Source organism: Chryseobacterium sp. 2987 (assembly GCF_031456375.1).
Lineage (GTDB): Bacteria > Bacteroidota > Bacteroidia > Flavobacteriales > Weeksellaceae > Chryseobacterium > Chryseobacterium vaccae.
This window is the reverse complement of sequence record NZ_JAVDUN010000002.1, coordinates 106,038-118,045: the sequence shown is the minus strand read 5'-3', so window position 1 is coordinate 118,045 and position 12,008 is coordinate 106,038. Positions and strand designations below refer to the sequence as shown.

At 37.4% G+C, this 12,008-nt stretch carries 11 protein-coding genes; 4 read left to right on the top strand and 7 right to left on the bottom strand.

Features of this window, described 5'->3' with window-relative positions; translation table 11 throughout:
* Window positions 1-41 precede the first annotated feature (41 nt).
* The 3 genes from J2Y40_RS05615 (at window position 42) to J2Y40_RS05605 (ending at window position 3,707) form a co-directional block, all read left to right on the top strand.
* Window positions 42-1,736, top strand: coding sequence for an AarF/UbiB family protein (locus tag J2Y40_RS05615; RefSeq protein ID WP_309997670.1), 1,695 nt, complete (start codon window positions 42-44; stop codon window positions 1,734-1,736).
* A gap of 18 nt (window positions 1,737-1,754) precedes the next feature.
* A complete protein-coding gene (locus J2Y40_RS05610) occupies window positions 1,755-2,258 on the top strand; it encodes a hypothetical protein (protein ID WP_231128601.1) in 504 nt (167 codons plus the stop codon).
* Window positions 2,259-2,354: 96 nt separating this feature from the next.
* Window positions 2,355-3,707 (top strand): DEAD/DEAH box helicase, encoded by a 1,353-nt coding sequence (locus J2Y40_RS05605; RefSeq protein WP_153391271.1) that lies wholly within the window; start codon window positions 2,355-2,357, stop codon window positions 3,705-3,707.
* 77 nt (window positions 3,708-3,784) lie between these two features.
* Here J2Y40_RS05605 and J2Y40_RS05600 read toward each other — a convergent pair whose 3' ends face one another.
* The 7 genes from J2Y40_RS05600 to J2Y40_RS05570 all read right to left on the bottom strand — a co-directional run bounded on the left by J2Y40_RS05600 (window position 3,785) and on the right by J2Y40_RS05570 (window position 9,302).
* The gene (locus J2Y40_RS05600) at window positions 3,785-4,441 is read right to left on the bottom strand and encodes a GDSL-type esterase/lipase family protein (RefSeq protein ID WP_153391273.1); all 657 of its coding nucleotides are present in this window, start codon (window positions 4,439-4,441) and stop codon (window positions 3,785-3,787) included.
* Window positions 4,442-4,507: 66 nt separating this feature from the next.
* On the bottom strand, window positions 4,508-4,969 hold the full coding sequence (locus J2Y40_RS05595) for a lipocalin family protein (protein ID WP_153391275.1): 462 nt from the start codon (window positions 4,967-4,969) through the stop codon (window positions 4,508-4,510).
* 419 nt (window positions 4,970-5,388) lie between these two features.
* Window positions 5,389-6,552: an iron-containing alcohol dehydrogenase gene (locus J2Y40_RS05590; RefSeq protein WP_153391277.1), complete on the bottom strand. Its 1,164-nt coding sequence runs from the start codon at window positions 6,550-6,552 to the stop codon at window positions 5,389-5,391.
* Between the two features lie 124 nt (window positions 6,553-6,676).
* On the bottom strand, window positions 6,677-7,093 hold the full coding sequence (locus tag J2Y40_RS05585; protein ID WP_309997667.1) for a hypothetical protein: 417 nt from the start codon (window positions 7,091-7,093) through the stop codon (window positions 6,677-6,679).
* A 73-nt stretch (window positions 7,094-7,166) separates the two neighbouring features.
* Window positions 7,167-7,778 (bottom strand): hypothetical protein, encoded by a 612-nt coding sequence (locus tag J2Y40_RS05580; RefSeq protein WP_153391280.1) that lies wholly within the window; start codon window positions 7,776-7,778, stop codon window positions 7,167-7,169.
* Window positions 7,779-8,074: 296 nt separating this feature from the next.
* Entirely contained in the window at window positions 8,075-8,353 is a 279-nt protein-coding gene (locus J2Y40_RS05575) for a hypothetical protein (RefSeq protein ID WP_153391282.1), read from the bottom strand.
* A 178-nt stretch (window positions 8,354-8,531) separates the two neighbouring features.
* Entirely contained in the window at window positions 8,532-9,302 is a 771-nt protein-coding gene (locus tag J2Y40_RS05570; protein WP_309997665.1) for a hypothetical protein, read from the bottom strand.
* 132 nt (window positions 9,303-9,434) lie between these two features.
* Between J2Y40_RS05570 and J2Y40_RS05565 the strand changes: the two genes are divergently transcribed.
* A complete protein-coding gene (locus J2Y40_RS05565; protein ID WP_309997663.1) occupies window positions 9,435-11,969 on the top strand; it encodes a phosphoenolpyruvate carboxylase in 2,535 nt (844 codons plus the stop codon).
* The last annotated feature ends 39 nt before the right edge of the window (window positions 11,970-12,008 follow it).

Sequence of the window (12,008 nt, the reverse complement as noted above, 5' to 3'; positions counted from 1 at the left end):
ATTAAGGTATTATAGTTTTCTGTCTTCGAATGTAATAAAAAATGGGAATACTTTTTGACGTAAATTGCACCTACTATTTAAAATTTATGTTTGACAAGCAGCAAAGAAAACTGAAAAGGTCGGCCAGGCTTATTTCCGTATTGAGTAAATATGGATTTAAAGATATGCTGGCAAGGATGAATACAGGAAATAAACAGGAGCAGATTTCTTCAGATCCTGATGAGGTGATATCAAAAGGAACGGTCTACGAAAGAATCAGGCTTGTATTGGAAGAGCTGGGTCCCACGTTTGTAAAACTTGGCCAGACATTCAGCAACCGGGAAGATTTGCTGCCTCCGGAACTGATTCAGGAATTGCAGAAGCTTCAGGATAAAGTGGAAACAGTGGATATGAACGTAGAAGAAGCATTGGAAAATGAATTCAATATTTCGGTTAGAGATCACTTTCTGGAAATCACTAAAGATCCTTTAGCCACAGCTTCCATAGCTCAGGTGTATAAAGCCGTTCTGCTTGATGGCAGTCCTGTCATTTTAAAGCTCAAAAAACCGGATGTACAATCTGTTATTGAAGATGATCTGTTGCTGATCAAAGATATGGAAAAACTGGTATCTGCCTATTCGGAAATAGGAGAGAAGCTTAACCTGAAACAGGCTATTTCCACCTTCGAAAGATCCCTGTTGGAAGAAGTTTCCCTCATCAATGAGAAAAACAATATCCTGCAGTTCCGTCTGAATTTTAAGAACAACAAAGAAACCTATGTTCCGAAAGTCTATGAAGAATTTTCCAACAACAATATTCTTTGTATGGAATTCATCGATGGGATTAAGGTAACCGATAAATCAGTGCTTTTAGCTAATGGTATTGATCCGGTAAAAGTTTCGGAAGTAGGATTGAGACTGTTCGTTTCCCAGATCCTGGATTATGGTTTTTTCCATGCTGATCCCCATGCCGGAAATATCCTCGTGAAAAAGAACGGGAAAGTAGTCTTCATTGATTTTGGTGCCGTAGGAAAGATTCAGCCCAATGATAAGGAGATCCTTGAAAACCTTATTGTGAGTTTTGTGGCTAAAAATCCACACAAAATAGTCCGTTATCTCAAAAAAATGGCGGTCAGTTATGAAATTCCCGATGAGAGAAGATTTGAAAATGATGTGGAAGATATTCTCAATTTTGTCCACAGTTCTTCGCTGCAGAATATTGATGTACAGGTAATCATTAATAAAATGAAAGATATCCTGGCTCATAACAGGTTGTATATGCCGGATTATTTTTATCTGTTGTTTAAAGGGATCAGTCTGATAGAAGGAGTAGGAAGAAATATCAATCCCGATCTGGATATTGTGAAAAGCCTTCACCCGTACAGCCGGAAAATATTTACCAAAAAGATCAGTCCCAAAAATCTGTTAAAAACCGGAATGGACAGGATGATGAATTTCACCGATAATGTAGATGAAATCCCGAAAGAACTCCGTTCTGTTTTACAGAAACTGGATGAAAATAAATTCACCGTATCCACTGAAATCAAAAACATTGAAAAAACCAACCAGCTGATCAAATCAAGCGTGGTTAATCTGGTTTTAGCCATGATCCTGGGGGCCAATATCATTGCTACGGCGATTGTTTTTGTTTCCGAAACAGGACCCAGAATAGGAGAGCTGTCTCTGATAGCGATATTGGGTTTTATTTTTTCCGTATTATTAGTCATTATATTGTTGTTGAGAGTAGCCAGGAAATAACCATCACTTATAAAAAATATGAAAACATTTATTTTAACCGTCCTAACGTTTTGCAGTTCATTATTCATGGCTCAGGAAGTTGGAGAAAAGCTTCAGGGTGATTTTGACGGAAACGGAACAAAAGAATATGCCTATGTAAAAGTAAGCGATTGTGGAGACGAATGCGAAGGAAAGTGTGAGACCACTGTTTATTTCAGTGATAAAAACATGAAACCATTCGTTATTGCAACGGCGAATAGTGGAACCTTATACAATTTGGGAGACCTTAATAATGACGGTAAAGATGATCTGGGCTTTTATCCTAACTGGTGTACCAGCTGCTGGCATGCATTTTATGTATATACGTTAAGTAAAACAGGCTGGAAACCTTTGGTACCTTCTATTTCCACACACTGTTCCCAATGGGAGGAAGACAAATTCCCGATTAAAAAAGATCCGAAGAAGAAAGGATATGTAATTATTACCTCAAGCAAATTCGAGGACGATGATATTAAAATAAGCAGTAAAAGTGTTAAACTGTAGTAGGAGTTTTTGCCATTTAGCGGATGGCTTCCGACTCTTGTGGTGAACTTCCTGTCTCTGATTTCTGACTTCTAATTAAATGCCTATCTTTGCACCATGGAAAAACTCACTTTTGCAGATTTTGACCTGCCGGTTAAAATTCTTGATGTTTTAGCGGATCTGGAATTATTTGAGCCTACCCCTATTCAGGAGAAGAGCTTAAAGCCTATACTTTCCGGAAGAGATGTAATGGGAATTGCGCAGACCGGAACAGGAAAAACATTAGCTTACCTTTTACCCGTTCTTAAGACATGGAAATACAGTAAAACAGGAAATCCAACTGTTTTGGTACTTGTTCCTACAAGAGAATTAGTGGTTCAGGTAACTGAAATTCTTGAAAAACTGACAGAAAACATTACCGCAAGAGTGATCGGAATATATGGCGGGAAAAATATCAATACTCAGAAATTATTATTCAATGACGGTTGTGATATTTTAGTGGGAACACCGGGAAGGGTGATGGATCTTTCCATAGACAACGCTATTTCCCTGAAAGAAGTACAGAAGCTGATCATTGATGAATTTGATGAAATGCTTAATTTAGGTTTCAGACCGCAGCTGACCCATATTTTTGAAATGATGAAAGAGAAGAGACAGAATATCCTTTTCTCTGCAACGATGACAGAAGCCGTAGATGAGATGCTGGATCAGTATTTCGCAAGTCCGGTGGAAATTTCATTGGCAAAATCAGGAACACCCCTTGAAAAGATCGAACAGTCTGCTTATAAAGTTGAAAATTTCAATACTAAGATTAACCTTCTTGAACATTTACTGAAGAATAATGATGAAATGTCTAAGGTGTTGATTTTTAATAATAATAAAAAGAACGCCGATCTCCTATTTACCAAAATTGATGAACTTTTCCCGGAGCAGTTTGATGTGATCCACTCTAACAAATCCCAGAACTACAGGCTTAAGGCTATGAAAAGATTTGAAAAGGAAGAGGTCAGAGGATTGATTACCACCGATGTTATGGCAAGAGGTCTTGATATTTCAGATATTACCCATGTGATCAATTTTGAAACACCGGATATTCCGGAACAGTATATTCACAGAATTGGTAGAACGGGTAGAGCGGATAAAGATGGAAAGGCTATTACTTTTGTGACTAAAAAGGAAGAACCTTTAATTCTTGATATAGAGCTTTTAATGGATAAAGATCTTCAGTTTAATGATTTCCCTGAAGAAGTAAAGATCAATCCTAAGAAAATAGCTTCTGAAGAAGAGGTTGTTGCGATGAAAAATCCAGCCTCTGTAAAACTGAATGAAGGAGGTGGAGCATTTCACGAAAAGAAAGCCAAAAATACAAAAGAAAACTGGGGAGGCCCATCCAAAAGAAAAGCACCTAAAAAGTTTGGGGCCAACAGAGCTCAGCAAAAAGCGATTTCAAAATCTAAGAAAAAGAAATAAAAAAAGCTTCGTTTTAAACTGCCCCCAAAAAGTTAGACACTTTTTGGGGGCAGTCTATTTTTGGAGTTTTTATTAATTTATTTCATATAAGGTTTCATTTCCTTAGCCCAGATTTGGTATCCTTCCGGCTTAAAATGAAGCATATCTTCCACGAAGATCTCTTTTCTTACCTTTCCGTTAGAATCTTCCATAGCCTTGGTAACATCAATAAATTCAGCATTGGATTCTTTCTTCATAAAAGCGGCGATCTTTTTATTGGCTATTTTCATCTGAGGCCATAGCTTTTCTCTGCTTGGAGAGTACTTGATGGAAATATAATCGATTTCAATATTGGGAAACCTCTCACGTATTTTCCTGTAAAAAGCTTTATATCTGTTGACTACTTTTTGTGCTTTCAGCTTATGATTATCAGCAAAATCATTCTCACCACAATAAATGATGATCTGTTTTGGTTGATAAGGTGCTAAAAGGTCATCAGCAAAATCATTGAGATCAGTCAGGCGTGAGCCTCCGAAACCTCGGTTAATAATTGTTTTGTCTGGAAAATAATCAGCAACATCAGTCCATTTGGTGAAAGATGAGCTTCCTATGAGAAGAATGGCATCTTTGGGAGGTGGGTTTTCCTGATCGGCTTTTTTGAAATTCTGAATGTCCTGCCAGAACATCGGCTTTTTTTCCTGTGAAAAGAAAAGGGCAAAATACAGCAGCAGAAATGCTGAAAGAATCTTCTTCATTATAATCAGTTTTAAAATACAGGTAAAAATAATGAAAAACTCCCGATAAAACCGGGAGCTTGTCTATTATCTTTTATAAGTAATGTAGGTAACATCGTCTACTTCGTCATCATTTTGATCGGAGGCCCCAAAAAGCTGTGCAACTTTCAGGTCCTGGCTGGTTAGTACTTCTACTCTGTACCATTTTTCATCGTCATTTTTAAATTTGGTACTCAGGAGTTTGGATTCCTGGTTGTAAGTAAATTCTCCATCATTTTTTGCATTGGGTGTACATTCAAGCCCCGTCCCTGAATAAGCAGTATAGCTGATGTAGTGATCACTTCTGAAATAAAGTGTATTATTGGCCATACAACCTGTAGGAACTTCAGTTTTAATAACAGTTTTATTATCCTTTCCAGAAATAATCTCTATTTTGCTGACTTTCCAATCCCCGCTCATCATCTCCAGTTCATAGGCTTCCATATTGTCATCGTTACAGGAAGTAAGTGCCAGCGCTGAAAAGGCAAATAAAAGTAGTCGTTTTTTCATTTTCACAAATTTAAGAATATGCTAAAATATAAATAAATTTGAAATATCTATAATGAAATAAAGCTTTTTTAAACAAATGTTTATAAATAAAACGATTCTTGGCTTAATATATGAGTTTTTTAACACGGAAACACACAGAAAAGAATAATAATGACGAAAAAAATAAAATCTAACACAAGTGAATCTCAGTATGCCTTGAAAAATAAATATCACTGGGAGGCCTTTAGCCCGCCTGCTTCTCTCATTATACTTTCCAAGTATCACCATTGTTTAAAAATACAAATTAATGATGAATTTCAACTCGCTTTTTAGGTATTATAATGACAAGACTGCCATATTCAATAGGAGCGGACTAAAGTCCGCTCACTTTGTATTATTAATCACATTTTAGGCTTTAGCCCAACGCAAAATTTAATAAATTAATAGCTCATTTCTACAATCTTATAAGCATCCTGAGGAGTCAGTTTTTTGTGTTCACCCAATCCTACCCAGTTTCTTTCCGTAAAGGCTTTCTCAACTCTTTCGGCGGTTCCGTTATAATCTTCTGTGTATTCGGAAAGTCTGGTTTTAATATGCAGGCTGTGGAAGAATTCTTCCAGTTTTTTAATTCCCTGTTCGGCTTTTTCTTCTAAGGTTCCGTCTTTAATTCCCCAAACTCTTTCCGCGTATTGGGCTAATTTACCTTTTTTCGTTTCAAAATTATATCGGTAATGAGAAGGCGCAATAACGGCTAATGTCCTTGCGTGATCAATTCCGAAGTATGCTGTAAGCTCATGTCCCATAGCATGTACAGCCCAGTCTGTGATCACTCCTTTCTGAATAAGCCCGTTTAAAGCCATTGTGCAGCACCACATGAAATTTCCGGCAGCATCATAGTTGAAATCATCTGCCAGTACTTTGGGAGCTGTTTCCTGAAGGCTGATCAGGATACTTTCTGCAATTCTTTCCTGCAGGTCTGCAGAAGAAGGAGCCGTCATATACTGTTCAAGAACGTGGGTATAAGCGTCTGTAATACCGTTTACGATCTGGTTTTTAGGAATGGTTCTGATTACTTCAGGATCCAAGACAGAAAACAGAGGGAAAAGTCCCGGTCCGCCAGAGGATAATTTTTCATCGGTTTCTCTTCTTGAGATTACGTAGCCTGAGTTCATTTCAGAACCTGTAGCAGGAAGGGTAAGAATACTTCCGAAAGGCATTCCTTCACCTTCGAAAGTTCTCACGGATTTTCTCAGAATATCCCAAGGTTCACCGTCGTAGTTGGCAGCAGCAGAAAGGAACTTGGTCCCGTCGATGACAGATCCGCCTCCAACGGCCAATAAAAAGTTGATGTTTTTTTCTTTGATAAAACGTAAAGCATCCATCAGAACCTCATATTCAGGATTGGCAGGAACCCCTCCGAATTCATACAGCTCATGGCCCTTCAAGGCCTCTTTTACCTGATCATACACTCCGTTATTTTTGATGCTTCCGCCTCCATAGATCATGAGTATTCTGGCGTCTTGAGGAACTTCTTTGGAGATTTTAGCGATTTCTCCTTTCCCGAAAAGTATTTTAGTTGGATTTTTAAACTCGAAATTAAGCATTGTTCTAAATTTATTGTATCCAAATTTACGGAAAGACTAATGAAAACTGCGTTAATGAAATTTTAAAATTCTTATCATGGCCTTTCATAAAAACTATGGAAGTTTTTTTGTGAAACGGAGGAAATTAATTTTTCAGTACGATTTTATAATAACCCTTTTCATCAGTTGCATTAATAACATTCTTAAAAACCAGACTTTTGATCTGGTATCCTTCACATCCCGCTGTAAACTTTGATGATTTGATGGAAAAATCAAATACATTGACATTGGAATAGAATTTATAATTTTTTTCTCCGTCAAAGGCACCTACCTTTTCTAAAATAACTTTATGATCACTGGTTTTGGTAAGCTCTACTCCGATATAGTTTCCGTTTCCGGCATCTTCCTGAACCGTCATATTGGTCAGTTCTCCGTTTTCTATAAGATTTTCCCCGGATTTGTTAACGAATTCAAAAACTATAGGCTGCGGAGGATTGTAGCAGTCTTTTTCACAGGAACTGAGAAATAAAATAATTGAAAATAAAAGGAGCAGTTGTTTCATATTCAGAGGTTAGAATTAAGATATACCGCCAAGTTACAAATTATTATCAGAACTTTTTAAATGAAGTTCAAACTCAGTTTTTGGAAGAAATACATTCTTTATCAGGTCCATAAATTCCGTTACTTTTGAACTCTGCCTTTCCTGTTTTCCTATTGATTTTAACCCGGTAAGATTCTTTAACTTCCGGACAGTTCTTCGGTTTGGAAACGTAAAGATCAATATGACGATTGTCTATTTTATAAGAACTGCTCAGTGTATTGCTGAAATCTACCGAAAAACCATAGGTTTTGGCCAATAAGAGGGCTTCCGGAAGATTATCTACCGTTCCAATAAAATCTCTTAACTGCTGTTCATTGGAGAAGTAGATGGTACGGCTGTTTTTACAGGCTAGAATGTATGAAAAACATGCATTTCCCAAGCACTGCTGGAAAAAGCCTTTTTCAGGAGCAGGATCATTGATGGTCATTGATTCAGGCATCTGACTGTCGTAAATGATTGCTTTATCCGGATCGGGATCATTTCGGAGGACCCGCCAGTATTCATAACTTTTGTCTGGAATAATGAAAGGATAGAGGAGATCAGCATTATCCATGATATCCGGGATCTTTTTAAAATCATCAGGAACTGTAACCTGTGCAAAGAACAGATTGGATAGCAGCAGAGAAACAGCAAAGATCATTTTCATGAAGAGAGGTTTCCTGCAAATTTACGAAATGCCCGCTGAAGTTGAAATACAAGATGTTTACAAAAACTTCATTGCATAACCGGGACTTGTAGTTCCACTCATAATTCTCTTCAGTTTCGATTCCACCGGCTTTCTGGTCATTGGCTTCAGATGATTTCCGGCTGTAAATCTTGCAAAAGTTTTATAACAAAATACAGGTCAGAATATTCAATGCAATAAAAGCCCATTCTGATTCCTGAAGAGGCAGGATCTGTTCGTAATATGCCCTGATGTAGCCCATAATTAATTGTATTGGTTTACCATTTACGCCATTGTTCCGTAATGTCTTCGTCTATAGTGTTGTAACCTTTGTCTGCACTTGCGGAAATAATGATATTTGTGATGATTTCTCTTTCATTGGTTTCTATTAAAGTCGAACTGCATCTCTCATTGAGACTGTTTAATTTTTCGATAGTGGATTGTACAAGATTCATACCTTCATTTTTGGATGTTGAAGCTGATATATTCTTCAGATATAGCTTAAGAATATGAATACATTCCTCAACATCTTTCTTTTTATATGAAGGATTTCCCATCTCCATATAAGTTAGCATTGATTCTTGTAAAAGATCCAACTCAGTGTTAAACTTATTATGATCAATGGTATTGATTTCCTTTTTTATATCTTTCGGTATAGACCTGTGAGGTGAACAGGAGTTCATTAAAGTTACTACTGAAATTATTGTTAAAAATTGTGTGATATTCATTACTTCCTTATTTAATTTCTATACTTTTAATTTTCCCTGCAAAATCCAGCTTTGAAATTTTATCAATACATTCTTTTAAATAAAGCATGTTCTTATTATAAATATTGTCCGTAAAATTTAGGCTGTCAATCTGAAAATCCAACATGATGAAATTATCAGATAATTCAGAAACATAAACATCCTTTCTTACTTTAAAGATATTCTCGATGATTTTAGCTTCAGGGAGACTAAGCTCTTTTTCTGTTTTTAAAATAATAGAAAGGTCCGGATAATACATAGGATTAATGATATAATGCAATCCGTTGGTTACTTCATATATCTTTTCACGGGTGATGATCTCAATCAATTCCTTCTTTGGAAAATCATCGCCCCAATTGAAAATAACCTGCTTGCCGGAAATGTCACTTTTCTGAATTCTCTTTACATCGCTGAACGAATCAGATTTCCAGTTTATTGTTACAGGATAAGAAGAACCATCTTCTTTAGTAATAATAGTAGCATTGATGGACAAACCTCCATTTAGAAGTTTATATTCTGTTTTCTCCAGGCCGATGGCCAGAGTTACAGGGTTTTCACTGTTTTTATCGAGATTAATCAAACTGAAAAGACTTTCTTTAAGCTGCTTTGATAGCTCAGTTTTGAAAGAATTTGAAAAATCAGAAGGATTCACAAATACAATCCAGCTGTTTACGTTTTGTTCCGTGTGTTGAGCTTTAAAACATAAAAAAATAAAAGAAAAGGATATTACCAGTATTTGTTTTATAAAGTCTTTCATCATTAGTTCGTTTTTATTCTGCAAAAATAATGATTACCAGAGAATAACCAAAAGATCTGTAGGCAGGTAGAAATTAATTGTTTTTTGAAAAAAAAACACGCGTAAATTAAAAGCAAATCCACTACATTTGTTAATATGATACACGACCAACGCGCAGAAAAATTCAGGCAGATCGTGGAGAATAAATTCCAGATCTACAATTCATTATTTATGAGCCTGCCCTATGATAAAATGACGAATATCGGGATGCTCCTACCGTTCCTTTACGAAGAAAGCCGGAATGGCTATGAAGCAGGAAAGACCCCCGAAGAAATCGTTGAAGAATTCTTTAAAAACCATACAGATCTCCAGTCAGAAGAACAGAAACTGGAACTGCTTTTCAAGATTATTCAGTATATCGAAAGGCAGGTAGTTCTTTTTGACAGTATTGAAGATGCGGCATTTCCCAACCTTCACTCCGAAAGTGATAACGGAACGGTAACCAATATGTTTGAACGCTCTTATCAGGATCATAAGCTTGAAAAAGTACGTGAAAAACTGAAGGATTTCACCGTAAAAGTTGTGTTTACAGCACACCCGACTCAGTTTTATCCGAGTTCTGTACAGCGGATCATTCAGGATCTGAGAGGAGCGATCACCAGCGATTCCGTTACTCAGATCGATATGCTGTTGCAGCAGCTGGGAAAAACTCCTTTTGTTAACAAAGAAAAACCTACCCCGATTGATGAAGCATTGAGCATCATCTCTTATTTGAGATATGTGTATTACGATACCATCGGGGAACTCTTTACCAAGATTAAAAAGACATTCGGAAACGGGCATTTCCATCTTCATGAAGATATTATACAGCTTGGATTCTGGCCAGGCGGAGACCGGGACGGAAATCCTTTTGTAACGGCTGATGTTACCAAAAGAGTAGCCGGAGAACTCCGTTCAGCGATTCTGAAGTCTTACTATAGCCATCTGAAATTTATCAGAAGAAGATTAAGCTTCAGAGGAGTTTCAGAAGTTCTGTCGCAACTGAATGATGAATTATATGATGCTATTTTTAACGGAAAAGATATTACCGCAGACAATATTCTGAAAAGAGCTGACGAAGCAGAGAAAATACTAGTCAATGAGCACAATTCCCTGTTTTTAGATCTGCTGGTTAATTTCAGAGACCGGGTGATGATTTTCGGAACTCATTTTGCCACATTGGATATCCGTCAGGACAGCAGGATTCATCAGAAAGTAATTGATGAGGTTTTTGCAAAAGTGTACAATGGTATTCAGGGCGATGAGACAGAAAAGTTCAGTAAACTTATTGAGATTTCAGAGCAGGTAAATCCGGATGATTATGAAGATATTGTGAAAGATACCTTATTGACGGTTTCACAGGTGGCAGAAATTCAGAATCTGAATGGCCACAGAGGAATGAACCGCTATATCATTTCCAATTCTGATGCTGTAAAAGATGTGATGAATGTATACGCATTTTTCAAAATCTGCGGGTATAAAGAGGAAGAAATTCATATGGATATTGTTCCGCTGTTCGAAACTATGGAAGGGCTTGCCAATGCAGAGCAGGTGATGAACGAACTTTATCAGCACCCTGTTTACAAAAAGCATCTTGAAAGAAGAGGCAATCAGCAGACTATTATGCTCGGCTTTTCAGACGGAACCAAAGATGGAGGCTATCTGAAGGCCAACTGGGAAATTTACAAAGCCAAAGAAGTTTTAACGAAACTTTCCGTTCAGAATGGAATTAAGGTGGTATTCTTTGATGGCAGAGGAGGTCCGCCTGCAAGAGGAGGAGGGAAAACCCACGATTTCTATGCTTCGCAGGGAAATACCATTGCCAACAACAAAATAGAGCTGACGATTCAGGGACAGACCATCACCAGCATCTTCGGAAATAAAGAACAGGCAAAATACAATTTTGAACAGCTTCTGACCGCCGGAGTAGAAAACGATGTCTTTAAAAACTCCAAAAAGGATCTTACGGAAAAAGAGAGAAAGCTTATCATTGAGCTGGCGGACATCAGCTATAAAAAATATTCCGATCTGAAAGCGCACCCTATGTTTGTACCGTATCTTCAGGAGATGAGTACCCTGGAATATTACGGAAAGACCAATATCGGAAGCCGCCCATCCAAAAGAGGAAACGGCAGTGAACTGAAGTTTGAAGACTTGAGAGCCATTCCGTTTGTAGGCTCATGGTCACAGTTGAAGCAGAACGTTCCCGGATTTTTCGGATTTGGTTTTGCCATGCAGCAGATGAAAGAGCAGGGAAGGTTTGAGGAAGTCAGAGAACTGTATAAAGGTTCCGATTTCTTTAAAACTTTAGTTCTGAATTCGATGATGAGTATGAATAAATCCTATTTCCCACTGACATATTACATCAAAAATAATCCGAAATTCGGTGCATTCTGGAATGTTTTGTTTGATGAATATACGCTTTCCAGAGATATTATGCTGGAGCTTACCGGATTCAAAATGCTTCAGGAAGAAGACCCGCTTTCCAGAAAATCGGTGAAAATCCGTGAAAAAATTGTACTCCCGCTGCTCAGTATTCAGCAATATGCACTGATGAAGATCCAGAAAGGGGAAGGCAATAAGGAAGCCTATGAAAAACTGGTTACCAGATCCTTATTCGGGAACATTAATGCAAGCCGGAATTCGGCGTAATTCGATACAGAAATGCCTTTCGTCAGAGAGGCATTTTTA